The sequence below is a fragment of the Nocardia sp. NPDC059764 genome (genome assembly GCF_042732555.1).
Lineage (GTDB): Bacteria > Actinomycetota > Actinomycetes > Mycobacteriales > Mycobacteriaceae > Nocardia.
This window is the reverse complement of the sequence record NZ_JBHWHH010000124.1, coordinates 1-21,942: the sequence shown is the minus strand read 5'-3', so window position 1 is coordinate 21,942 and position 21,942 is coordinate 1. Positions and strand designations below refer to the sequence as shown.

The following is a 21,942-nucleotide window of genomic DNA, read 5'->3' as shown; positions in this document are numbered from 1 at the left end:
GCTCGCGACTCGCCCGGTGCCGTTGCTACTTCAGGTTACCGTCAGGCCAGCTCGGTGGCAGTGCCACCCGCTGCGGCGATCTTCTCCTTGGCGGAGCCGGAGAACTTGTCGGCCGAAACCTGCACGGCCACAGCGATTTCGCCCTCGCCGAGCACCTTCACGAGCTCGTTCTTGCGAACGAGGCCGTTGGCGACCAGCTCGGCCTTGCCGATGGTTCCGCCCTGAGGGAACACGCGGGCGATGTCACCGACGTTCACGACCTGGTACTCGGTGCGAAACGGGTTGGTGAAGCCCTTGAGCTTGGGCAGACGCATGTGAATCGGCATCTGACCGCCCTCGAAGCGGACGGGGACGTTCTTGCGAGCCTTCGTACCCTTGGTACCGCGGCCCGCGGTCTTACCCTTGGAGCCCTCACCGCGACCCACACGGGTCTTCTCGGTCTTGGCACCCGGGGCAGGACGCAGGTGATGCAACTTGATGGTCATGCTTAGACCTCCTCAACTTCCACGAGGTGGCGCACGACGTTGATCAGGCCGCGGTTCTGCGCGTTGTCCTCACGCGTCACGGACTGGCGGATCTTGCGCAGCCCGAGGGTGCGCAGCGACTCGCGCTGATTCGCCTTGGCGCCGATGCTGGACTTGACCTGGGTCACTTTCAGCTGTGCCATATCAGACTCCCTGTCCCGCGCGCGCACGCAGCATGCCGGCCGGGGCCACGTCCTCGATCGGCAGGCCACGACGGGCCGCGACCTCTTCGGGACGCTGCAGCATCTTCAGAGCCGCAACCGTGGCGTGCACGACGTTGATGGCGTTGTCGCTACCGAGCGACTTGGCCAGAACATCATGGATGCCGGCGCACTCCAGAACGGCACGGCACGCGCCACCGGCGATCACACCGGTACCGGGCGAAGCCGGACGCAGCATGACGACACCGGCAGCCGCCTCACCCTGAACCGGGTGGGTGACCGTGGAGCCGATCATCGGAACGCGGAAGAAGTTCTTGCGAGCCTCTTCGACACCCTTCTGGATGGCCGCGGGAACTTCCTTGGCCTTGCCGTAGCCGACGCCGACGAGACCGTTGCCGTCACCGACGATCACGAGGGCGGTGAAGCTGAAGCGACGACCACCCTTCACGACCTTGGAGACGCGGTTGATCGCGACGACGCGCTCGAGCTGGTTCTTCTCGGCGGCATTGTCCCGACGATTGTCGTCGCGACGGCCGCGACCGCCACCACGCTGATCGCGGTTGTCGCTGCCACTGTTCTGTCCGGCGGGACCGTTGCTTCCGCCGTCACGCCGCTGACGTCCCGGCATCAGACGTTCCCTTCGTTCGCAGTGTTGATCATCAGAACTTCAGCCCACCTTCACGGGCGGCGTCGGCGAGAGCCGCGATACGGCCGTGGTAGTCGTGACCACCACGGTCGAACACGACCGCCTCGACGCCGGCAGCCTTGGCGCGGGCGGCGATGAGCTCGCCGACCTTGGCGCCCTTGGCGGACTTGTCACCCTCGAGCGCACGCACATCGGCCTCGATGGTCGACGCGGCGGCAATGGTCTTGCCGGCCGAATCGTCGATCAGCTGGGCGTGCAGGTGGCGCGCGGAGCGGTTGACCACCAGGCGCGGACGCTCGGTGGTGCCGACGACCTTCTTGCGCAGACGGAAGTGACGACGCGTCTTCGACAGGCGGCGCGAGGTCGAGGCGTCCTTGCCGATCGGCTTACGAGCGGCCTTCTGCTTTTCGGTTTGTGCCATGGCTTACTTACCCGTCTTTCCGACCTTGCGGCGAACGACCTCGCCGGCGTAGCGGATGCCCTTGCCCTTGTACGGATCGGGCTTACGCAGGCCGTGGATCACCGCGGCGATCTGGCCGACCTTCTGCTTGTCGATGCCGGACACCGAGAACTTGGTCGGGGACTCCACCGCGAAGGTGATGCCCTCGGGGGCGTCGACCGGAACCGGGTGCGAGTAACCCAGGGCGAACTCGAGGTTCGAGCCCTTGGCCGCCACGCGGTAACCGACGCCGAAGATTTCCATCTTCTTCTCGTAACCCTTGGTGACGCCCTCGATCATGTTGGCGATCAGGGTGCGGGTCAGGCCGTGCAGCGAGCGGTTCTGACGCTCGTCGTTCGGACGAACGACCTCGAGCTCACCGGACTCCGCCTTGACGACGGTGATCGGCTCGGCGACCACGTGGGACAGGGTGCCCTTGGAACCCTTGACCGACACGTTCTGGCCGTCGATGGTCACCTCGACGCCGGCGGGAACCGGGATCGGCTTCTTACCGATACGCGACATTGTTCCTACCTCCCTTACCAGACGTAGGCGAGGACTTCGCCGCCCACGCCCTGCTGCTTGGCCTGACGGTCAGTGAGCAGACCGGAGGACGTGGAGATAATCGCCACGCCGAGGCCGCCGAGCACCTTGGGCAGGTTGGTGGACTTCGCGTAAACCCGGAGGCCCGGCTTCGACACGCGGCGCACACCCTGCAGGGAGCGCTCACGGCTCGGGCCGTACTTCAGGTCGACGATCAGGTTCTTGCCGACGGGGGCGTCTTCGACGCGGAAGTCGGCGATGTAGCCCTCGCGCTTGAGGATCTCGGCGATGTTCACCTTGAGCTTCGAGTGCGGCGCCTTCACCTGATCGTGGTACGCCGAGTTGGCGTTGCGCAGACGGGTCAAGAAGTCTGCGATGGGATCAGTCATGGTCATGTGTTTGACCGGTACCTTCCTGCCGCGGTTCCCATTCAGCACCGTCTGAGATCGGCGGTCGTGGGCCTACGACAATTGGGGCGGTCCAGCCGGGAACGCCCGACCGGATCAATCGCTTGCGCCCGGAGCAACGCCGCACGCGAGAACGCGTACGGACACAGCTGTGCCCGAGCAACCGGTCTAGTGTAGACAACCCCTGATCAGCGACCAAATCGAGGTCCGCGTCACATCAACGGGGCGACCCGAGGCAGTAGACCTTCGGCATGATCTCGCCGGCCTGTTGATAGGAGTAGCTCGCGATGGAGCCCGCGACGCGGTCGCAGAGGGATTTGTCGAGAACCGAGCTGAGGATCTTGTACTTCGCGTCGGGCGCGGTGCAGCCGGTGATCTCGACGTCGTCGGCGCCGGTCTTCTTCAGGCAGTCGCCGACCTTCGCGTTGTCGATCGTGCGGGTCGCGTCGGAATCCTTGGCGATCAAACAGAATACGATGCCGGTCCCGAAGGCTCCGATGCCCTTCTTGGCCTTGAGCAGGTAGCTGTAGGTGGTCTGCGTGCCCGCGACGTTCTTGCAGGCCGAATCCGTCATGAACTCCGAGCCGTCGGGGCGGGCGAGGACACGGTAGACCGCGGTCGCGTCGGTGCACGGCACATTCTGCACAGCACTGCCCTTGGTGTCGGTGAGGCAATCACCCTTCTGCGCCGCGTTCGCCGCCCGAGCCGGGTCAGCGCCCTTGATCCCGACGCAGATCGAGCCGCTCCCCTTGTCCGTATATACGTACTCGGTACCGGGCACATCCACACACCGGTTGCGCGGCTTGTCGCTACCCGCCCGGTCGAGGACCACGAAGCCGGCGTCCGACGAGGAACACGACACCTTGTCGAACCCCTCGTCCCCGCTCTTCTTCAGACAGTCCCCCTGGCTGACACCGTTCGCGGAGCCGTCGATCAGCCCACACCCACCGGTGAACAACGCCAGTAATACAGCCGCCGCGGCCACGATCCAGCGCATACGGAACCCACCCCCGATTGAAACCCGTCATTTCCGACGAATCGTCACGGTAGCGTGCCGGTGCCGCGACGGCCAATCCGCTCGGGCGCCAGTGGGTTACAGCACCCGGCCGTCGGGGAGGATGCCTGGGCGGAAGGGTTCGACGCCTACGGTTCGGTGGATGCGGTCGGGGTGGATGAGGACTGCTACTCGTTGTTCGCCGTCGATCAGCCAGGGGAAGGTTTCGGCATCGAGGTATTTCCGGGCAAGGCGATCCATGATGTGGACGGCATCTTGACCTTCGATGAACCCCACTGCGCGGCCCCGGATTTCGACGCGATCGTAAGGCTGGTCGGGGTCGAAGCTGGAGAGGGAGAGGCGGGGGTCGCGGCGGAGGTTCTGTTCCTTGATGCGGCCTACGGACGTGTTCATCACGATGTGCTCTGTGCCGTCGACGGTTTCGAGGCCGATCCACATGGGGGTGAGTTGGGGTGAGCCGTCCTCGTTCAGGGTGCCGACCGTCCAGAAACGGGGCTCCTCGAGCCATTTGCGAACGTCCCCAACAACTTCGACCGGCATGGGTGTCCATCCTTCCACTCGAGCGACCTCGAGTGTAGGTGCGGAGACGGGCGCGGATCAGGAATCTTCGCGGATCAGGTCGCGGGGGTGGTGGGAAAGCACATGGCCAGCCAGCCCGAGGCGGCGGGGATCAGGGATTCCCGCCACGCCGTCATGGTGGCGGTGGTCGGGGACCAGACGCGGCGATCACTGTCGGGGCGGCGGACGTAGACGTCGCCGGTGGCCCAGAAGCGGCGGAAATCCGGGTGACGGCCGGACAGCTCCCGGACGATATCGGCGGTGACGGTGGTGTTCTCGGTGGCCCCGAGGGCCGGCGCGGCGACGTAGTAGTGGCGCAGGGTGCCCACCATGTAGGCGGCCTCGGTCTGCCAGTCCGGGAACACCAGCCGGGAACGGGGGTCGCCGAACAGCCAGTGGGCGATGCTGGGCGCCTCGGCGATACCGGGCATCAGGCGGCGGTACCGGTCGTTCGCGGCGGCCACGCCCCAATTCACCACCCACGCAGCGGGAATCGAGGTGAGCTGGTCGAGCAGCGCCGACATGTCGGCGGCGGAGGCGGCCTCGCCGAGCGCGAAACCGGGACGGCCGCCCAGGGCGCGCAGATGCTCACGCTCGTGCTCGTTGTCGCACACCGCGTCGGCCAGCGCCGACAACGCGCGGTCCCCCACACTGACCTTGTCGCCCTGCTCGAGTTTCTGCACGGTGCCGATACCGAGGTGAGCGTGCTGCGCGAACTCACGCTGGGTCCAGCCACGACGCAACCGCAGGCGCTTCACGAACGCCGCCAGCGTCGGCATTTCGACGTCGACCCCATTGTCGAACTGCATGTGTGAACCCTTTGCGGCCGTGCGAGATTGAGCTCCCCTGAATTGGGGGTAGAGCGCCCGACGCTACCACCAGGTTGGGACAGTTCCTGATCTTGCTCCCGAGATCCGACGGTTGACAGGATTGACCCTCGGTGACGCCCTGGCCGCCATTGGAGGGGACGGTCAGGTCGTCACCCGCGGTCGAAGGCTGGTTCGACGAGGGCGGCCCTGATCTCGAACCCGCACCCTTCCATCGAGCCACAACCCGGCGATGGAACGATCCTGCGCGACAGCACCGGCACCACCCTCCACTACACCGCCGCCGAATGGACCGCCTTCACCGCTGGAATCCGCGCTGGCGAATTCCAGCCCGCCTGATCGGCGGACCCCGCCCGATGCAGAGCTGACGATGCACCGGCGACCTCGGCGATAGTCCTCCCCTGCACGCCACTGAGCTCACCCCAAGCTGGGCGAGGAGCTCTCGGCATGCGACCGCTCATTTTCTCCGGTGTAGTCGACGGGAAGCTCGGTCGTCCGGTCTGAGCCGTCGGGTGTCAAGGGGTCTTGAAGCAGGCGGTCGTGCTGGCCGCTTCGATTCGTCTCGAACCCCCTTGACCTGGGTGAAAGTGCGGCGCACCGTGGTCGGTGTGGCTACCGCGAGGCCGGACGGTGTCGTCCGGTGAGGTCGGAGGAGATAGGCGAATGTCAACTACTTACCGCCCACAGGAGATCGAGGTGCCCGCGTCCTATCACATCGCGGAGGACGCGGCCTTGACCAATATCGTCGACGACATCGCCGGCAGCGCACCGGATTTCGTGGCGTTCCAAGTGCCGGGCGCGGACGGCTGGACCGACATCACCGCCGCCCGGTTCGCCGCCGAGGTGCATGCGGTCGCGAAGGGCCTCATCGCTTCCGGCGTCCAGCCGGGTGACCGGGTCGGCATCCTGTCATCCACCCGCTACGAATGGACGCTGCTCGATTTCGCCATCTGGACCGCCGGGGCGTGCACCGTCGCCATCTACGCCACCTCGTCGGCTGATCAGGCACGCTGGATCCTCGAGGACTCCGGCACCCGGCTGCTGATCGTGGAGCACGCCCGGCACCAGGCCACCGTCACGGACGTCGCCGGTCCAGAGCTTCAGATCCTGCGCCTCGACGAGGATGCGGTGGGCACGCTCATCGAGCGTGGAAAAGCTCTGGACGACACCGTCATCAAACAGCGCCGCAGCGAGATCGGCGCGGATTCCTGGGCCACGCTCATCTACACCGCCGGCACCACCGGTCGCCCCAAAGGCGTGATGCTCACTCATCGCAATCTGCTGGCCGAGGTGACCGCGGTGCCGATCGCGTTGTCGGGCTTCATCACCCCGGGCGATCGCACCCTGATGTTCTTGCCGCTGGCGCACGTGTTCGCCCGTGCCATTTCCATCGGCGCGCTGGTGATGCGAGTGACCGTCGCGCACACCTCCGACTGGACCACTCTGCCTGACCAGTTCGCCACCTACCGGCCGCAGTTCATCCCCTCCGTGCCCAGGGTATTCGAGAAGCTTTACAACACTGCCCGGCAACGTGCCGTGGACGCTGGGAAAGGCCGCCTGTTCGACCTCGCCGCCGACACCGCTATCGCCTGGAGCGAGGCGCTGCAGGACCACGGACCCGGACCCCTGCTGCGATTGCGGCACGCCCTGTTCGACCGGCTGGTCTACGCGAAACTGCGTGCGGCGCTGGGCGGCCGGTGTCATGCGGCCATCTCCGGTGGCGGGCCGCTGGGCGCCCGGCTCGGGCATTTCTTCCGCGGGGCCGGCATCACGGTGTACGAGGGTTACGGGCTCACCGAGACCAGCGCCGGGATCACTGTGAACACCGCCGACCACATCCGCATCGGCACCGTGGGCCGCCCCATCGAGGGCCACGCGGTGCGCATCGCCGCCGACGGCGAGCTCCTGGTGCGCGGGCCCACCGTGTTCGGGGGCTATTGGAACAATCCGGAGGCGACCGCCGCGTCCTTCGAGGACGGCTGGTTCCGCACCGGCGACCTGGGATCCGTCGACGCGGACGGCTACGTCAGCATCATCGGCCGTAAGAAGGAGATCCTCGTGACCGCGGCCGGTAAGAACGTCTCGCCCGCGCCGCTCGAGGACGTCATGCGCGCGCATCCGCTGGTCGGCCAGTGCCTGGTGGTGGGCGAGGGCCGGCCGTTCATCGGTGTGCTGGTGACCCTCGATCGCGAGGCGCTGCAGAACTGGCGGCAGCGGCACGGCGTGGACGAGGAGGTGCCGATCACCGAGCTCGTCGGCCATCCCGAACTGATCGGCGAGATCAACGCGGCGGTCAACGCGGCCAATGCCACGGTGTCGAGCGCCGAGTCGATCAAGAAGACGCGCATCCTGCCCGGAGACTGGACCGAGGAGGGCGGCGAGCTGACCCCGAAGCTGTCCCTCAAACGCGCGGTGGTCCTGCGCAAGTACGCCGCGGAGGTGGATGCGCTGTACGACTGAGCTGTGTCTGGATCAAAGTTACTGCGCAGCAATGTTTCTTGATCCAGTCCCGGCACACGACGCAGCGCCTTCACTTGTTCCACCGAGTTGCCCTCCGATCAGAGAGTCACGGAATCGAGCCGGGCGGTGAAATCCACTGTGTCGGTTGGCCGGTCACGCCGGCGACTGTCTCGAAGTCATGGTCGTAGTGGAGAATTGTGAGGTCATGGGTGGCAGCGGTGACAGCTACCAGAAGATCGGCGACGCCCGCGCTGCGATGTCGGCCGGATTCGGTGAGGGATTGCTGTATGCGATGAGCGCGCTGCCATCCATCGTCGGGCATGACAACCCATCCGAAGAGCTCGGACATGAGCTCCTTCTTGCGCAGCCGGTCCGCCAGGGAAGTCGCGCTGAAGAGGAACTCGAGTTCGACAACGTCGCAGATGGCGACCACCCCGGCGGTCAGTGGCTCGTCCCAAGCCTTGCGCAGCGATGGATTCGCGAACAACCGCCCCGCGGCCGAAGTGTCGATCAAGTAGTGGATCATGGGCGGTAGTTGCCCTTCTCGAGCAGGATGTCGAAATCACCCCGCTCCCCCATCTCCGCTAGCTCCGCGAGAGCCTTGGCTCGCTTGATCCGCTTCGCGACTTCGACGAGTGCGGCATTCACCGTGTCCTTCTTGGTGGACGTGCCCAGAATGCGCTGAGCCTCCGCGAGTGCCTCATCATCGACTTCGATCAGAAGTTTGGACATTTGGCGAACTCCTCACCGACTCGACTATATATGTAATATCCGATCCAAATATACACGATATCGAGCACGAGGTACGCGGAGTCGGCAAAGTAGTTGCGCTGATGCCGATTCGAATCGGCTGGGCAATCGGTCATCAGGGAGCCGGTGCCCGTCGGAATCGTTGAGCTCCGGCCCGGTGCTGCTAGGCTCCCCGGTCTGACGATGGGGGAAGGACCGGCTCATGCCCGGAATAATGGGGACGCCAACCGATAGACCGCGCAAGCGCTCCCTGCGGGTGTCATATCTGCTCCCGGCGACGGTGGCGGCCGCGCTGGTATCGAGTGGGTGCGTCGCCGCCCCCTCGGAACGTGCGACCCCGACCACCACCCCGCCGCCGACCGCCCTCACAACCCTGCGGCCGACGACCACGACACCGGTCCCGACGACCACCAGACCAGCCCCGACCACCACCTCCGCGGACACCGAACCGACCGATGTGGCGATCTGCTTGGATCCGGAAACCAATGTCCGAGTCGACGACGACCTCTGCGACACCGACGCGGACACGTATTCACGTTTCTGGCTGCCTCATTCCTCGTCGCTGATCTACCCCGCCGTCGGCGCGGTCGTGGGCCTGACGCTGGGCAGTTTCATCCGGCCCGCCGCAGGCCGGGTCCTCGATCGCGGCGTCCCCACGGCCGGCGGACGGGTATCGCGCGGCGGGTTCGGCGGCCATCTCCCCGGCGGCGGCAGCTGAAACGTCATCGGCGATGACCAAGACCGGCCCGCATCACCGCACTCGGCCGCGAATCGTGCTGTATGGCCCGGATATACGTGTCTACTCGAGTGATGTGGTGGGCGCGCAGATGCGGTCTTCCGCCAGGAAGGTTCCATCGCCGAAGTAGCGGTTGGTGGTGTCGAGGACGCAGGTGCTCAGACCCGGGCGCAGCACCATGTGGATCCTGGTGTCGGTCAAGGTGATCAAGCGCGACCCCGACATTTGCTGGTGGAGTGCAACGGCATGGGGGTAGGGCGTCCGGTTGTCGCCGGTGGCCTGCAGGATCAGTGCGGGCACGGCGTTGTCGACCACGGTGGGCGGTTCCGGGGGCGGTGACCAGAATGCGCAGGGTTGAATATTGTTGGCCAGTGCGGCGAAGATCGGCTGGCTCGGACGCGCCGCCTGGATCGCGTTCCAGTACCAGGCGGGGTCGGCGGGCATCGGTGCGTCCGCACACCAGATCTGCACCATGACCGAATCCTCCCCCTGCTTCTCGGCCTCGATCTGCTGGTGCAGCTGTGGGGGCACCTGCGGCGTGCGTCCGTCGGCCGCGTCGGTGACGGCCCGTACCGATGACGCCAGAGCCTCGTTCAATCGCGCGTCCCGCAACATCGTCCACAGCAGGTTCGGCAGGAGATGATCGTCGAAACCGAAGCCCTCGACCACGATCGGCGACCGTGACGCACGGTCGATCAGGTCCTCGACTCCACGACGTACCGCGATCGCGGAGTCGCCGAGGTGGTACCGCTGGTCACGAGCGGCGACCCAGTCTGCCCAGTCGTCGAAGGCCGCTTCCACCGCCGGCCCCCAGTCCTGCTGCAACCCCAGCCAGTAGCGCCGCGGATCGATGGCACTGTCGAGCACCATGCGATCGGATCGATCGGGGAACAGCTGGGCGTAGACCGCACCCAGGTAGGTCCCATATGACACGCCGTAATAGCTGATGCGGTCCTCACTCAGTGCGGCACGGATCACGTCCATGTCGCGGGCGGTGTTGCGAGTGCTGAGCTGCCGCATCCAATCCCGATCGCCCACCAGGCAATCGGCGGCCAGCTGTGCCTGCAGGACTGTTTCGGCGACGAATCCGGGGAACCCGACACCGGCCGAGCGGATCGAGCCGGCGACCGGCCATCCGCACCGCTGGTGCCGCCCGGAACGGGCGACTCCCCGCGGGTCGAATCCGATCAGGTCGTAGCGGCTCAGCACATCCGGTTCGAGAACATCACCGACGAGATCGAACGCATCGAGGCCTGGCGTGCCCGGTCCGCCCGAGTTGGTCAGCAGCGCACCGTGACGGTGTGCCACGTCGCGGGCCGGAATCCGCGAGACGGCAATGGTGATGCTCGGCCCGTCCGGCCTGCCGTAATCGAGTGGCACGGTGACATCCGTGCAGGCCGCGCCCTCCGCCGTCAGGGCCGCATCCTCGCATGTACGCCAGTCGAGATATTGCTGATGAAAGCGCGCCAACGGATCTCCCGGTTCAGCGCCCGCAACACCCGAAGCAGGGGCCACCGTGACCGCGAGGACGGCGACGATCACCGTCGCGACAACACCCCACACATCATTCAGCGAACTTCGGGGGCGACGCTCAGGGGACGTGATCGAGTGCGGATCTTCAACACCCACGAGGACAAGACCTTTCAGCAAGTCGAGATCGAATCGCACCGGGAGCCACCGCCAACCACCCAGCCCTGCAGAAATCAGTCCGGGTCAACCGCAAATCTGGGCAATTCCGGGAAGCCCGCGGAATTCTGCGTCTCGGCCACGTATTTCGCGGTGGGTTGGCGAACCGAGTGTAGCGTCCGATCACTGGATGGCCGGCCAGGCGAAAAGTCGCGCCGAAACCGGTACCACCCCCGACACATCCGAAACCCTGCCCGTAACCACCCTTTTCGGATAAATCGTCACATTTAGTGCGCCAGGCGCGGCAACAATCAAATCCGGGCGGTTCAGTATTTCCGGGCACCGCCGGCGATTAGGGTGCCCCACTGCGTGTGGCGTACCACACACCGGCGAATTCGACGCCTAAGGTCTGGTGCGGTCCGCCCCATCAGGGGCAGCTGAGTGGAGGGATTCGAAGAGTGAAGTTCGAGAAGATCACCGCCGTCGTTTTCATGGCCATCTCGGCCGTGGGTATTACTGCGGCAACCGCCCATGCCGAGCCGGCCGTCGCCGAGCAGCCGGCTGCGGCGGACATCATTTCCGGTGTGGATCATGAAATCGGCTACCAGATAACCATTTCGCCGGTCGACAAGGTGATCACGACCACCGTTCAGAATGGCAAGTTCGAGATGGCGCGGAACGGCGCGGTGGTGCTCCAGTCCGGCAACGGAGCGGCGAGAACCGAAATGCCGCAACGGTTCGCCGTCGACGGGCGTTCGATTCCGCTCGTGCAGCACATCGCTGCGGACGGCCGCACCTTGACGCTGACACCGACCCCAACGGCGGAAGATACTGCGCAACTGAAGAACATCAGCTCCTACGACCGCCTGAAGGAACAGATCGACAAAAACCTGCCCGGCGTCGTCACCGGCGCCATTGTGGGCGGTCTCCTCGGGGCGTGCGTGTTCCTGCTGTGGGGGCTCAGCATTCCCGTCGGTGCGGTGATCGGTGGAACCATCGGCGGATACATCACGGGCGGCCCGGAGTTCCTCAACGCCGTGACGGCGTGGGTCACCGCCCAGCCGTGATCACTGGCAGGTGAGTAAGGGGTCAACTGGTCGGGGAGCAGCTGCTGGTCGGGGAGCAGCTGCGAGAAATCGGGGTCGACGACAACGCCGAAGGCCCCCACCGGGACGAATCACGGTGGGGGCCTTCGGGTGTGGAGTTGTCAGCTCACGAGGAGCTGGGACTCACCAGGACGACTTGTGGACGCCCGGGAGCTCGCCGCGGTGGGCCATCTCGCGCAGGCACACGCGGCACAGGCCGAACTTGCGGTACACAGCGTGCGGACGACCGCAGCGCTGGCAGCGGGTGTAGGCGCGCACCGCGAACTTCGGCTTGGCGTTGGCCTTGTTGATCAGAGCCTTCTTAGCCATGGATCAGTTCTCCTTGAACGGGAAGCCGAGGTGCTTGAGCAGCGCGCGGCCTTCTTCGTTGTTGGTCGCGGTGGTCACCACGGTGATGTCCATACCACGCGGACGGTCGATCTTGTCGACGTCGATCTCGTGGAACATCGACTGCTCGGAGAGACCGAAGGTGTAGTTGCCGTGGCCGTCGAACTGCTTCGGCGAGAGACCGCGGAAGTCGCGGATACGCGGAAGAGCGATCGAGATCAGACGGTCCAGGAACTCCCACATCCGGTCGCCGCGCAGGGTGACCTTCGCGCCGATCGGCATGCCCTCACGCAGCTTGAACTGCGCGATGGACTTGGTGGCCTTGCGGATCTCGGGCTTCTGGCCGGTGATCAGGGTGAGGTCGGCGACCGCACCGTTGATCAGCTTCGCGTCACGGGCGGCGTCACCGACACCCATGTTCACGACGACCTTCACGACGCCCGGGATCTGCATCACGTTGGCGTAGTTGAACTCGTTGTTCAGGGCCGGCTTGATTTCCTCGCGGTAGCGGGTCTTCAGGCGGGGCTGAACCTTGTTCTCGGTAGAAGTCATCTCAGATGTCCTTCCCGTTGCGACGGGAGATGCGGACCCGCTTGCCGTTCTCATCGGTGCGGTAGCCCACGCGGGTCGGCTTGCCGTCGGAGTCGACGACCATCACGTTGGAGGCCTGGATCGGCGCTTCCTGGGTGACGATGCCGCCCGAGCTGGCGCCACGCTGGTTCGCGGAATCCGCGACGTGCTTCTTGATGCGGTTCACGCCCTCGACGAGGACCTTGCCGGTCGCCGGGAAGGCCTGGATGACCTTGCCCTTGGCGCCCTTGTCCTTGCCCGAGATCACGATGACCGTGTCGCCCTTGTGCACCTTCATGGTTACAGCACCTCCGGGGCCAGCGAGACGATCTTCATGAAGCGCTTCTCACGCAGCTCACGGCCGACCGGGCCGAAGATGCGGGTGCCACGCGGATCGTTGTCCGCCTTGATGAGCACCGCGGCGTTCTCGTCGAACTTGATGTACGAGCCATCCGGGCGACGACGCTCCTTGACGGTGCGCACGACGACGGCCTTGACGACCTCGCCCTTCTTGACGTTGCCGCCGGGGATGGCGTCCTTGACAGTGGCGACGATGATGTCACCGATGCCGGCATAGCGACGCGACGAACCACCGAGAACGCGGATGCAGAGGATCTCCTTGGCACCCGTGTTGTCGGCGACGCGCAGTCGCGACTCTTGCTGAATCACTTCAGCTCCTCCTAGACCTGGACGAAATGCACGCCGGATTGCCGACCCGACGGGCATGGTCAGTTGCCCCTCAACCGAGCCGATGGCCCGTTCCGCAAGCTACACGGGACCGCGCCTGCCAGCGGTTTTTCACCAAACTGGGAGAACAACCACTGTGGGTTCGCGGCCGAAGTGCGGGCATAGCTCCCGCAGGCAACCGGAACAGTTTAGCGAAGGCCCAGGTCGTACCCAAATCAGGGGGTTCGGCGCGGATTCAGGGGTTCCTCAGCCGGGTCCACTAGCGTCGGCTCGAGCAACGTACGAGCAATCCGATTATCCGGTAGAGGAGATTCGCGTTGACTTCCGAGCGTCCTGCTCTCGACCGCCGTGGCTTCCTGATCGCGCTGGGGCTGGTGCCCGCCGCGGCCGTGCTGGCCTCCTGCGACAAGAACGATGTCCCAGCCGCGAAACCGACCTCGCTGATCGGTCCGGACATGGCCGGATCGGATCCGGCGATCCGGCCGCAGGACGACCTGTACCGGTTCGTCAACGGGAAATGGCTGCGCGAGTACCAGCTGCCGCCGGACAAGTCGTCCTTCGGCACCTTCGACGAGGTGCAGGAACGGGTGGAGCAGCAGCTCAAGGAGATCATCGAGGGGATCAGCGACCCGAAGGGCGGATCCGACGCGCAGCGGATCCGCGACCTCTACGACGGCCGCATGGACAAGGACGTCATCGAGCAGCTCGGCATCACGCCGCTCAACGATCTGTTCGAGCAGATCGACCGGGCCGCGACCAAGGCCGACCTCGCCAAGGTGATGGGCTCGCTGCCCGGGGTCGGGCTGATCGGGATCGGGGTGGGACCCGACCCGAAGGACTCCAACGCCTATCTGGCCGGGATCTCGCAGGCGGGTCTCGGGCTGGACGAGCAGTACTACCGCAAGCCCGAGAACGCCGACAAACTCGCCAAGTACCGGACCTACATGCAGCGCATCGCGGCCGGCGCCGGGTTCGCCGACCCCACCGCCCTGGCCGACCGGGTGGTCGACCTGGAGCAGCGGATCGCCGGATTCCATTGGGACAATGTGAAACTGCGCGACACCGACGCCACCTACAACCTGAAGACGTGGGCCGACCTGACCGCGCTGGGGCCGCAATTCGATTGGGACCCTTGGCTGGCGGGCACCACCGACCGGCCCAAGGACCTGTTCGGCAAGGTCAATGTGGGCGAGCCGTCGTTCATCACGGGCGCGGCGCGACTGTGGGCCCAGGTCGACATCCCCGCCTGGCGTGAATATCTGAAGCTGGCGCTGGTGCGCGGCTTCGCCACCTATCTGCCCAAGGCCATCGCCGACCCGAACTTCGACTTCTTCGGCCGGGAGATGGCGGGCCTGCAACAGCGGCCCGAGCTGTGGAAGTCCGCGGTGTCCACGGTGAACGGGGCGGTCGGCGAGGCGCTCGGAAAACTGTACGTGGACAAGCACTTCCCGCCCGAGGCCAAGAAGCGGGCGCTGGAGATGGTCGGCGATCTGCGCGCGGCCTATCGGGACAACTTCAAGAATTCGACCTGGATGTCGCCGCCCACCCGGGCGGCGGCCATCGCCAAGCTGGAGAAGATCGACGCCAAGATCGGCTACCCGGACAAGTGGGAGGACTACGGCAAGCTCACCATCACCCGCGGCCGGTTGATCGAATCCCTGCGCGCCTCCGCGGCCTTCGACGCCAACCGCATGTTCGACCGGCTGGGGACGCCTGTGGACAAGTCGGAGTGGAGCATGCCGCCGCAGACGGTGAACGCCTACTACAACCCCAGCGGCAACGAGATCGTCTTCCCCGCGGCGTTCCTGCAGCCGCCGTTCTTCGACCCGAACGCCGCGCCCGCGGTGAACTACGGCGCGGGCGGCGCGGTCATCGGCCACGAGATCGGGCACGGCTTCGACGATCAGGGCGCGAAGTACGACGGGGACGGCAACCTGAAGGACTGGTGGACCCCGCAGGACAAGGCCGCCTTCCAGGCCAAGACCGAGCAGCTCATCGCGCAGTACAACGCGCTGGTGCCGGAGGGTCTGCCCGCCGATCAGCATGTGAACGGGGCGCTCACCGTCGGCGAGAACCTGGCCGACGTGCGCGGACTGGAGATCTCGCTGGCCGCGTACCGCATGGTGCAGCAGCGCGCCGGGACCGCGACGCCCGACTACAAGCCGATGTTCGAATCCTGGGGCCGCACCTGGCGGACCAAGATGACCGACCAGGCGCTGGAACAGCAGCTCGCCGATGATCCGCACTCGCCCGCGGAATTCCGGTGCAACCAGGTGGTGCGCAATCTCGGCGAGTTCTACGCGACCTACGACGTGAAGGAAGGCGACAAGGCGTACCTGCAGCCGGACCAGCGCGTCACCCTCTGAGCGATCAGCCCGAGCGATCGGGAGGCTCGCGACACCCCGCGCGGGGCTGCCTTCCCCGGTAGCCTCGCGTCGGTATCGCAGCTTCACGAGAGGTAGTGCCTGTGACTTCGTCGGGTTCGGCGCGCTTGGATCGTCGCGCATTCCTGATCGCCCTCGGGCTGGTTCCGGCCGCGGCCGCCTTGGCCTCCTGTAGCAAGGGTTCCGCGGCGAAAACGTTGACGGGACCGGATCTTTCGGGAGCCGACGAGGCGGTCCGCGTGCAGGACGACCTGTACCGGTACGTCAACGGCAAGTGGCTGCGGGAGTACCAGCTGCCGCCGGACAAGCCCGCCTTCGGTGCGATCAGCGAGGCCAACGAGCGCACGCTGAACCAGCTGCGGGAGATCATCGACGGGATCAAGGACCCGGAACCGGGTTCGGACGCGCAGAAGATCCGCGACCTCTACGACGCGCGCGTCGACTGGGACACCGTCGAGAAGCTCGGGATGTCGCCGCTGCAGGAGCTGTTCGACCAGGTCGACAAGGCCGCGACCAAGCCCGACCTGGCGAAGGTGATGGGCGCGTTGCCGATCGGCGGGCTGATCGGGATCGGCGTCAGCATCGACCGCAAGAACTCCAACGCCTACATCCCCGGGATCGGGCAGTCCGGGATCGGACTGGAGGAGGACTACTACAGCAAGCCGCAGTACGCCGAGAAGCTGAAGGCGTACCGGGTCTACCTGGAAGCGATCGCCAAGGGCGCCGGGTTCGCCGATCCGAGCGGCATGGCGCAGCGGATCCTCGACCTGGAGACCCGCATCGCGGCCGTCTTCTGGGATCGGGTGCGGCGTCGCGACGCCGACGCCTCCTACAACCGCATGACCTGGCAGCAGCTGACCGAACTCGGCCGCGGCTTCGACTTCGAGCCGTGGCTGGCCGGATGCACCGACCGGCCCAAGGACCTGTTCGCGGAAGTGGTTGTCGCGCAGCCGTCCTACATCACCGCGGCCGGGCAGATCTGGGCCGACACCGATATCGCGATCTGGCGCGACTATCTGAAGCTGTCGGTGGTCCGCGCCTACGCGCCCTACCTGCCGATCGCGATCAACGACGCCTACTTCCAGTTCGCCGGGCGGGTCATGCGCGGGCAGCAGGAGCGGCAGGAACGCTGGAAGTACGGAGTCAACCTGGCCACGTCGCAGCTGCCCGAATCGCTGGGAAAGCTGTACGTGGACAAGCACTTCCCGCTCTCCGCCAAGGACGAGGTCAAGCGGATGGTGGACGACCTGCTGGCCGCCTACCGCGAGAACTTCCGCAACTCGGCCTGGATGACGCAGCCCACCCGGGACGCGGCGCTGGCCAAGCTGGACAAGATGCGGGTCAAGATCGGGTACCCGGACAAGTGGGACGACTACTCGAAGCTGACCATCACCCGCGGCAAGCTCATCCAATCCCTGCTCGCCATCAACGCTTTCAACAACAAGAAGGACTGGGACCGGCTCGGCACGCCGGTCGACAAGTCCGAATGGGGCATGAGCCCGCAGACCGTCAACGCGTACTACTCGGCGACCAATAACGAGATCGTCTTCCCCGCCGCGTATCTGCAGCCGCCGTACTTCGACAAGGACGCGCAGCCGGCGGTGAACTTCGGCGCGGTCGGCGCGACCATCGGCCACGAGATCGGGCACGGGTTCGACGATCAGGGCCGCAAGTACGACGGCGACGGCAATCTGCGGGACTGGTGGACGCCGGAGGACAAGGCCGCCTTCGAAGCCCGCGCGGCCAAGGTGGTCGCCCAGTACGACGGCCTGGTGCCCGAAGGGGTGACGCCCGAGAACAAGGTGAACGGCAAACTCACGCTCGGTGAGAACCTGGCCGACCTGCGCGGACTCCAGATCGCGCTGGCCGCCTACCGGCTCGCCGAGCAGCGCGCGGGCAACGCCAACCCGGACTACCGCACCATGTTCCTGTCCTGGGCCCGGGGCTGGCGGGCGAAGCAGACCCCCGAACTCACCGCCGAGGGTCTCTCCGACACCCACTCCCCCGACGAATTCCGGTGCAACCAGGTGGTCCGCAACCTGCCGGAGTTCTACAGCACGTTCGGCGTCACCTCCGGCGACAAGCTCTTCATGCCCGAGGACCAGCGCGTCACCTTCTGATCCGCGGACCCGGCCGCTCAGGCCGGGTCCGTCAACTCCCGGGGCGCGGCCTGCCGCCACGAGTCGGTGACGATGGCCTCGAGCTCATCGCGATCGTCCAAGGCGGCCAGGCGCACCCGGACCCAGGCGTTGCCCGCCTCGTGCGGGGCGATCCAGAACTTGTCGGGCTCGGCCTGCACGAGTTCGTCGCGGTCGGCGATGGGGCACCGGACGGCCATCGAGGTCTCGTTCTCGGGCAGGGTCAGGAACAGTTTCCCCGCGACCCGGAAGGTCGGCATCTGCCATTCGAACTGCTCGGAGGTGCGCGCCAGCGAAAGCGCCACCGCCCGAACGTCATCCCCGGTCACCGTCATGCGATCGATCCTCCCAGGCGGGTCCGACAACCGGTTCAGGCGGCGGGGGTGCCCAGGATGACGCTGCCCACGTTGCATTCCTCCAGTTCGGAGACGCCGGTGGCGGCGGTGAACGCGGCGGTGTCGGAGAAGCCCTGGGCCACCGCGCCCAGACCCATGGCGGTGGCCGCCAGATAGAGGGTCTGCATGAGGACGCCCACATGTTTGAGCATATTGGCGTAGGCGACCGACTCGTAGGACCACATGACCCGGCCCGCGCGCGCCGAGATCAACAGCAGCAGTTGGGGTTCGGACGTGTTGGCCAGGGTCGCCGTCGTGGTGCGGAGCAGGCGCTCGACCTCGGGGGAATCGGCCGGGGCCACCGGGCGCAGGACGTGGTCGAAGGAGTCGTAGTGGTACATGGCGGGGGGCAGGCCCTCGACAGTGCGGACCACCGGGTAGAGCTCCAGTTCGTGGACGCCGCCGCCCGAAGGGTAAGGGCGGGAAGGGAGTTCGCCGCCGTCCGGAGTCCGTTCCACCGAGCGGGTGCGGGCGGTGCGGTAGAGCAGTTCCGCCAGCTGGGCCAGGGTGATGGGGTTGCCGTCGTCGAAGGCGCGGTGGGAGCGGCGGTCCTCGACCACGGCTGTCAGGGATGGGTCCGAGGCGCGCAGCGCGGCCAGATCGGGGGCCGGGAGCGCGATCGGATCGCCCGGGTAGGCCGGGCGGTGCGCGGGGAGCTGCGGGAACTCGTCCTTCGCCCACGCCGTCGGGCCGAAGTTGTCCCAGGTGACCGTGCGGGAGCCCAGCGTGCTGCGCCGGTGGAACCACAGGTCGGGGGCGCTCCAGCTGCGGGTGGTGAAGTCGCCGGACTCGGTGGACGGGTCGGCGGTGAAGCCGCCCCAGGCCAGGTCGGCGGCGATGCGGGCCGAAAGATGCTCGGGCAGGCCGAGTTCGGACGGGCTCGCACCGCCCGCCAAGGCGAGCAGGCGCGGGTCGTGCACGCGCAGGTCGCACCAGGAGGCGGGGTGTTCCAGCACCAGGCCCGCCGAATCACGGTGGATCACCGTGAATTTCGAGAGGGGAGCCGCCGTCGCGCCCGCCGGACGGGCGGGCGGGGTGGCGAAGGGGCGCAGGGTGTAGAGGTCCCGATCGCCGTCACGAACGGTGACCTCCAGCCAGCCCGCACCGGTCAGACGGTCGAGCAGCGGTGTCACCGAATCGGATTCGGGCTCCAGCTGGGTGAGCGTCGCCGGGCCGCGGTTGAGGGTCTTCAGGGCCTGGCTCTGGGGTGCGGTCAGGCCCGTCAGCTTCTCGTTGCGGGGCGGGTTCAGCAGGACCGCTCCGCCCGGCATCGTCAGGCAGGTGACGCCGGGGCGCAGGGCGTAGCGGTGGTCGGCGCGGGTCATTTGGCGGCGTTGGCCAGAGCCGGTTCGAGCTTGTCGAGCAGGTAGGGCAGGGCCAGTGGGGTGGGCTGATTGATAGCGCTGATCTCCTGGACGGTGAGGAAGACGATGGAGCTCTTCTTCACCGAGGGCAGGTCGTTGTACCCCGGCAGGGCGCGGTACTTCTCGTCCAGGCCGGGCGAATAGCCGGCCAGCAGCAGGTCGGAGTTCAGTTCGTCGAGGCGCTCCGGCGACAGGGCCAGGCGGCCGCCGTTGCCGCTCTGCTCCACCAGGCGCTGCGGGATGGTCATGCCGAGCTGGGTGAACAGGCGGCTGGATCCGTCCTTCGGGTCGGTGAGGACCATCAGCTGCGACGGCCCGGCCAGCCAGGAGCTGATGAAGGTCTTGCCCTTCAGGCCGGGATTGCGCTGCGCGATGGCGTCGATGCGGCCGTTGAGGTCGGCGACCACCTTGTCGGCGGCGGCGGTCTTGTGCAGCACCTGGCCCAGCGCGTGCACCTGGTCGGCCCACGGGGTCACGGCTTCCTTGGTGAGGCCGGGCAGGGTGGGCGCGACCTTGGACAGGTCGCCGTAGGTCTTGGCGTCGGCGATGAAGGGGTCGGCCAGGATCAGGTCCGGGTTCAGCGCGGCGACCTGTTCGGCCAGACTGCCGGTGGTCGAGAGGGCCTTGGACTGCGACAGCGCGGCCGGCTCCCAGGGCGGGGCGCCCTTGCTGAGCACGGCGATGTTGTCGATGTAGCCGACCGGGGTGACGCCGAGCGCCTGCGTGGTGTCGAGCCACTGGTTGCCCAGGGCGACGATGCGGGTCGGGGTGCCCTCGACCGTGGTCTGGCCGTGCGCGTGGGTGATGGTGACCGGGGCGCCGCCGCCGGAGGCGGTGTCGTCGGAGCTGGATCCGCAGGCCGTGAGCCCGAGCGCGAGCAGGCCTGCGACCGCCGCCAGGGCGGCCCTTGCGGTGAACGACCGCGACTTCATCGTGCTCTCCTTCTGCTCTGCCCGACCGGATCGACCGAGCGCGCCCGGTCGAAAACGGCCGAGCGGTAGGTGAGCCTAGCCTAATTTTCTACCGAGTTGCAGACCGTTGTCGCCGATTCGATCCCCGAAGGGGTGGCCGATCGTGCCCTTCATGGATTAGGTTAGGGTTGCATAAGTCAGTACCGGGGGTTTGGAACGATGGAGCGTGCGGTGCCGGATTCACTGTCCGCCGTCGAGCGTCACCGGCTCGCGGACGAATGGGCCAATGGGGTCGAGCTGTACGACGTCCCCTCGGTTTCCATGCTCATCGACTGCGGACGCCGCGTGCCGTCACTGCGTACGGCCGTCCGCTGCGGCGGGCACATCCTCACCTATGCCGAACTCTACGAACGGCTCGACGGCGGCGTGACCGGCACGGCCGGACCCACCCTCGACGATCTGGCCCGCATCCTCTGCGATATCGCCAGCGCCGCCGAATTCGGTACGGTGCTGGCCGAACTGGGCCCCACCGGCACCGGACTGAAGCCGGTCGCGGTGGCCGCGGCCGCCGACGACCGCCGCGCGGTGGCCGCCGATCAGCGCTCCTGTCAGATCGACCGCGCCTACGGCTCGCCGGATTCGCGACTGCTGGCCACCCGCTGGGACACCACCGACGCCGCGGTCGAACTGCTGGCCGCGCTGTCCGACGGGGCGACGCTGGTCCTGGCCACGGCCCCGCAGCGCGCCGACGCGGCCGCCCTGGCCGAACTCATCGCGCTGAGCGCGGCCACCCACGTGGTGGCCGACGCCGACACCCTGGCCAACCTCGCCTTCCTCCCCTCCCCCGCGCTGCCCACCGTGCGCCGCTGGGACGTGTTCGGGAACGACTGCCCGGCAGCGCTGTCGGCGCTGCTGCACGAACTGGCTCCGGGCTCCTGCACCGGATTCGCCTACACCGCACCGGAATACGCGGGCGTGGCGGCGCGCGGACCCCTGGACGGTTCGGGGCGAGTGCGGCCGATTCCGGGCGCTCGGCTGCTGGTGCTCGACGATGCGCTGCGGCTGGTGCCGCCGGGGCGGTCCGGCCGTGTGTACCTGGGCGGTTCGGCGCTGGCGCTGGAATTGGACGGCGCTGCCGAAGGATTCGTCGACGACCCGTTCGTGCCGGGCGGACGCCTGGCGCGGACCGATATCCACGGCGGCTGGACGCCCGACGGCTGGCTGCTGCTCGATCTGGAGGGATCCGCCGCTCCCGCGGCGCCGTCGGCCATCGAGCCGAGGCTCTCCGCGCCGCATCACGGTCACCGCGGCGAATCCGCCGCCGCCTGATTCCTTCTCGGATACGAACGGCCGCCGACCTTTTCGAGG

26 protein-coding genes are annotated in these 21,942 nt (G+C 66.8%); 7 read left to right on the top strand and 19 right to left on the bottom strand.

The window, feature by feature from the left end; genetic code table 11:
* Window positions 1–41: 41 nt before the first annotated feature.
* The 9 genes from rplO to ACFV4K_RS24475 all read right to left on the bottom strand — a co-directional run bounded on the left by rplO (window position 42) and on the right by ACFV4K_RS24475 (window position 5,102).
* Window positions 42–485, bottom strand: coding sequence for a 50S ribosomal protein L15 (gene rplO, locus ACFV4K_RS24515; protein WP_357285164.1), 444 nt, complete (start codon window positions 483–485; stop codon window positions 42–44).
* A gap of 2 nt (window positions 486–487) precedes the next feature.
* Complete coding sequence (gene rpmD / locus ACFV4K_RS24510) at window positions 488–667, bottom strand: 50S ribosomal protein L30 (RefSeq protein WP_040804320.1); 180 nt, start codon at window positions 665–667, stop codon at window positions 488–490.
* 1 nt (window position 668) lies between these two features.
* A complete protein-coding gene (gene rpsE, locus ACFV4K_RS24505; RefSeq protein WP_379277994.1) occupies window positions 669–1,313 on the bottom strand; it encodes a 30S ribosomal protein S5 in 645 nt (214 codons plus the stop codon).
* 31 nt (window positions 1,314–1,344) lie between these two features.
* Complete coding sequence (gene rplR, locus ACFV4K_RS24500; protein WP_357089108.1) at window positions 1,345–1,752, bottom strand: 50S ribosomal protein L18; 408 nt, start codon at window positions 1,750–1,752, stop codon at window positions 1,345–1,347.
* Window positions 1,753–1,755: 3 nt separating this feature from the next.
* Complete coding sequence (rplF, locus tag ACFV4K_RS24495) at window positions 1,756–2,295, bottom strand: 50S ribosomal protein L6 (RefSeq protein WP_379277992.1); 540 nt, start codon at window positions 2,293–2,295, stop codon at window positions 1,756–1,758.
* Between the two features lie 14 nt (window positions 2,296–2,309).
* Window positions 2,310–2,708, bottom strand: a complete 399-nt coding sequence (gene rpsH, locus ACFV4K_RS24490) for a 30S ribosomal protein S8 (protein WP_213558035.1) — start codon at window positions 2,706–2,708, stop codon at window positions 2,310–2,312.
* 229 nt (window positions 2,709–2,937) lie between these two features.
* Window positions 2,938–3,717 (bottom strand): hypothetical protein, encoded by a 780-nt coding sequence (locus ACFV4K_RS24485; RefSeq protein WP_379277990.1) that lies wholly within the window; start codon window positions 3,715–3,717, stop codon window positions 2,938–2,940.
* Between the two features lie 96 nt (window positions 3,718–3,813).
* Window positions 3,814–4,275 (bottom strand): PPOX class F420-dependent oxidoreductase, encoded by a 462-nt coding sequence (locus ACFV4K_RS24480; protein WP_379277989.1) that lies wholly within the window; start codon window positions 4,273–4,275, stop codon window positions 3,814–3,816.
* Between the two features lie 74 nt (window positions 4,276–4,349).
* Window positions 4,350–5,102 carry a helix-turn-helix transcriptional regulator gene (locus ACFV4K_RS24475; protein WP_379277987.1) on the bottom strand — a complete coding sequence of 251 codons (753 nt, stop codon included), beginning with the start codon at window positions 5,100–5,102 and terminating at the stop codon, window positions 4,350–4,352.
* A 207-nt stretch (window positions 5,103–5,309) separates the two neighbouring features.
* Between ACFV4K_RS24475 and ACFV4K_RS24470 the strand changes: the two genes are divergently transcribed.
* Complete coding sequence (locus tag ACFV4K_RS24470; RefSeq protein WP_379277996.1) at window positions 5,310–5,459, top strand: DUF397 domain-containing protein; 150 nt, start codon at window positions 5,310–5,312, stop codon at window positions 5,457–5,459.
* 324 nt (window positions 5,460–5,783) lie between these two features.
* A complete protein-coding gene (locus ACFV4K_RS24465) occupies window positions 5,784–7,580 on the top strand; it encodes an AMP-dependent synthetase/ligase (protein ID WP_379277986.1) in 1,797 nt (598 codons plus the stop codon).
* A 106-nt stretch (window positions 7,581–7,686) separates the two neighbouring features.
* Here ACFV4K_RS24465 and ACFV4K_RS24460 read toward each other — a convergent pair whose 3' ends face one another.
* Complete coding sequence (locus ACFV4K_RS24460) at window positions 7,687–8,106, bottom strand: PIN domain nuclease (protein ID WP_379277984.1); 420 nt, start codon at window positions 8,104–8,106, stop codon at window positions 7,687–7,689.
* Window positions 8,103–8,312: a type II toxin-antitoxin system VapB family antitoxin gene (locus ACFV4K_RS24455; protein ID WP_379277982.1), complete on the bottom strand. Its 210-nt coding sequence runs from the start codon at window positions 8,310–8,312 to the stop codon at window positions 8,103–8,105. Before ACFV4K_RS24455 ends, ACFV4K_RS24460 begins: the two co-directional genes overlap by 4 nt.
* Before the next feature lie 274 nt (window positions 8,313–8,586).
* On the opposite strand from ACFV4K_RS24455, the gene ACFV4K_RS24450 reads away from it, so the two are divergent.
* The gene (locus ACFV4K_RS24450) at window positions 8,587–9,048 is read left to right on the top strand and encodes a hypothetical protein (protein WP_379277981.1); all 462 of its coding nucleotides are present in this window, start codon (window positions 8,587–8,589) and stop codon (window positions 9,046–9,048) included.
* A gap of 81 nt (window positions 9,049–9,129) precedes the next feature.
* On the opposite strand, the gene ACFV4K_RS24445 is transcribed toward ACFV4K_RS24450, so the two are convergent.
* Window positions 9,130–10,536 (bottom strand): alpha/beta fold hydrolase, encoded by a 1,407-nt coding sequence (locus tag ACFV4K_RS24445; RefSeq protein WP_379277979.1) that lies wholly within the window; start codon window positions 10,534–10,536, stop codon window positions 9,130–9,132.
* A gap of 614 nt (window positions 10,537–11,150) precedes the next feature.
* Here ACFV4K_RS24445 and ACFV4K_RS24440 point away from each other — a divergent pair.
* Complete coding sequence (locus ACFV4K_RS24440; protein WP_379277977.1) at window positions 11,151–11,759, top strand: hypothetical protein; 609 nt, start codon at window positions 11,151–11,153, stop codon at window positions 11,757–11,759.
* 162 nt (window positions 11,760–11,921) lie between these two features.
* Here ACFV4K_RS24440 and ACFV4K_RS24435 read toward each other — a convergent pair whose 3' ends face one another.
* The 4 genes from ACFV4K_RS24435 to rplN are packed head-to-tail and all read right to left on the bottom strand — an operon-like array spanning window position 11,922 to window position 13,364.
* Complete coding sequence (locus ACFV4K_RS24435; protein ID WP_029923637.1) at window positions 11,922–12,107, bottom strand: type Z 30S ribosomal protein S14; 186 nt, start codon at window positions 12,105–12,107, stop codon at window positions 11,922–11,924.
* 3 nt (window positions 12,108–12,110) lie between these two features.
* Window positions 12,111–12,677 (bottom strand): 50S ribosomal protein L5, encoded by a 567-nt coding sequence (gene rplE, locus ACFV4K_RS24430; protein WP_120741133.1) that lies wholly within the window; start codon window positions 12,675–12,677, stop codon window positions 12,111–12,113.
* Between the two features lies 1 nt (window position 12,678).
* The gene (gene rplX, locus ACFV4K_RS24425; RefSeq protein WP_357089127.1) at window positions 12,679–12,993 is read right to left on the bottom strand and encodes a 50S ribosomal protein L24; all 315 of its coding nucleotides are present in this window, start codon (window positions 12,991–12,993) and stop codon (window positions 12,679–12,681) included.
* A gap of 2 nt (window positions 12,994–12,995) precedes the next feature.
* Window positions 12,996–13,364, bottom strand: coding sequence for a 50S ribosomal protein L14 (gene rplN / locus ACFV4K_RS24420; protein WP_033090674.1), 369 nt, complete (start codon window positions 13,362–13,364; stop codon window positions 12,996–12,998).
* Between the two features lie 335 nt (window positions 13,365–13,699).
* Here rplN and ACFV4K_RS24415 point away from each other — a divergent pair, with 335 nt between their 5' ends.
* On the top strand, window positions 13,700–15,748 hold the full coding sequence (locus tag ACFV4K_RS24415) for a M13 family metallopeptidase (RefSeq protein WP_379277976.1): 2,049 nt from the start codon (window positions 13,700–13,702) through the stop codon (window positions 15,746–15,748).
* A 101-nt stretch (window positions 15,749–15,849) separates the two neighbouring features.
* On the top strand, window positions 15,850–17,886 hold the full coding sequence (locus tag ACFV4K_RS24410) for a M13 family metallopeptidase (RefSeq protein ID WP_379277974.1): 2,037 nt from the start codon (window positions 15,850–15,852) through the stop codon (window positions 17,884–17,886).
* Window positions 17,887–17,903: 17 nt separating this feature from the next.
* On the opposite strand, the gene ACFV4K_RS24405 is transcribed toward ACFV4K_RS24410, so the two are convergent.
* Genes ACFV4K_RS24405 through ACFV4K_RS24395 form a run of 3 tightly spaced genes read right to left on the bottom strand, consistent with a single transcriptional unit; the run spans window position 17,904 to window position 20,595 of the window.
* Window positions 17,904–18,239: an MmcQ/YjbR family DNA-binding protein gene (locus tag ACFV4K_RS24405; RefSeq protein WP_379277973.1), complete on the bottom strand. Its 336-nt coding sequence runs from the start codon at window positions 18,237–18,239 to the stop codon at window positions 17,904–17,906.
* Window positions 18,240–18,274: 35 nt separating this feature from the next.
* Window positions 18,275–19,624: a SagB family peptide dehydrogenase gene (locus ACFV4K_RS24400; RefSeq protein ID WP_379277971.1), complete on the bottom strand. Its 1,350-nt coding sequence runs from the start codon at window positions 19,622–19,624 to the stop codon at window positions 18,275–18,277.
* Window positions 19,621–20,595: an ABC transporter substrate-binding protein gene (locus ACFV4K_RS24395; protein WP_379277969.1), complete on the bottom strand. Its 975-nt coding sequence runs from the start codon at window positions 20,593–20,595 to the stop codon at window positions 19,621–19,623. Before ACFV4K_RS24395 ends, ACFV4K_RS24400 begins: the two co-directional genes overlap by 4 nt.
* Before the next feature lie 210 nt (window positions 20,596–20,805).
* Here ACFV4K_RS24395 and ACFV4K_RS24390 point away from each other — a divergent pair, with 210 nt between their 5' ends.
* Window positions 20,806–21,903 (top strand): AMP-binding protein, encoded by a 1,098-nt coding sequence (locus ACFV4K_RS24390; RefSeq protein ID WP_379277967.1) that lies wholly within the window; start codon window positions 20,806–20,808, stop codon window positions 21,901–21,903.
* The last annotated feature ends 39 nt before the right edge of the window (window positions 21,904–21,942 follow it).

What these genes read in the sequence shown, in the direction of transcription:
- ACFV4K_RS24465 (WP_379277986.1), top strand. Translation starts at nt 5,784, where the DNA reads ATGTCAACTACTTACCGCCCACAGGAGATCGAGGTGCCCGCGTCCTAT.
- ACFV4K_RS24455 (WP_379277982.1), bottom strand. Translation starts at nt 8,312, where the DNA reads ATGTCCAAACTTCTGATCGAAGTCGATGATGAGGCACTCGCGGAGGCT.
- rpsH (WP_213558035.1), bottom strand. Translation starts at nt 2,708, where the DNA reads ATGACCATGACTGATCCCATCGCAGACTTCTTGACCCGTCTGCGCAAC.
- rpmD (WP_040804320.1), bottom strand. Translation starts at nt 667, where the DNA reads ATGGCACAGCTGAAAGTGACCCAGGTCAAGTCCAGCATCGGCGCCAAG.
- rplE (WP_120741133.1), bottom strand. Translation starts at nt 12,677, where the DNA reads ATGACTTCTACCGAGAACAAGGTTCAGCCCCGCCTGAAGACCCGCTAC.
- rpsE (WP_379277994.1), bottom strand. Translation starts at nt 1,313, where the DNA reads ATGCCGGGACGTCAGCGGCGTGACGGCGGAAGCAACGGTCCCGCCGGA.
- ACFV4K_RS24475 (WP_379277987.1), bottom strand. Translation starts at nt 5,102, where the DNA reads ATGCAGTTCGACAATGGGGTCGACGTCGAAATGCCGACGCTGGCGGCG.
- ACFV4K_RS24480 (WP_379277989.1), bottom strand. Translation starts at nt 4,275, where the DNA reads ATGCCGGTCGAAGTTGTTGGGGACGTTCGCAAATGGCTCGAGGAGCCC.
- rplF (WP_379277992.1), bottom strand. Translation starts at nt 2,295, where the DNA reads ATGTCGCGTATCGGTAAGAAGCCGATCCCGGTTCCCGCCGGCGTCGAG.
- ACFV4K_RS24400 (WP_379277971.1), bottom strand. Translation starts at nt 19,624, where the DNA reads ATGACCCGCGCCGACCACCGCTACGCCCTGCGCCCCGGCGTCACCTGC.
- ACFV4K_RS24485 (WP_379277990.1), bottom strand. Translation starts at nt 3,717, where the DNA reads ATGCGCTGGATCGTGGCCGCGGCGGCTGTATTACTGGCGTTGTTCACC.
- rplO (WP_357285164.1), bottom strand. Translation starts at nt 485, where the DNA reads ATGACCATCAAGTTGCATCACCTGCGTCCTGCCCCGGGTGCCAAGACC.
- ACFV4K_RS24405 (WP_379277973.1), bottom strand. Translation starts at nt 18,239, where the DNA reads ATGACGGTGACCGGGGATGACGTTCGGGCGGTGGCGCTTTCGCTGGCG.
- rplX (WP_357089127.1), bottom strand. Translation starts at nt 12,993, where the DNA reads ATGAAGGTGCACAAGGGCGACACGGTCATCGTGATCTCGGGCAAGGAC.
- rplR (WP_357089108.1), bottom strand. Translation starts at nt 1,752, where the DNA reads ATGGCACAAACCGAAAAGCAGAAGGCCGCTCGTAAGCCGATCGGCAAG.
- ACFV4K_RS24395 (WP_379277969.1), bottom strand. Translation starts at nt 20,595, where the DNA reads ATGAAGTCGCGGTCGTTCACCGCAAGGGCCGCCCTGGCGGCGGTCGCA.
- ACFV4K_RS24435 (WP_029923637.1), bottom strand. Translation starts at nt 12,107, where the DNA reads ATGGCTAAGAAGGCTCTGATCAACAAGGCCAACGCCAAGCCGAAGTTC.
- ACFV4K_RS24460 (WP_379277984.1), bottom strand. Translation starts at nt 8,106, where the DNA reads ATGATCCACTACTTGATCGACACTTCGGCCGCGGGGCGGTTGTTCGCG.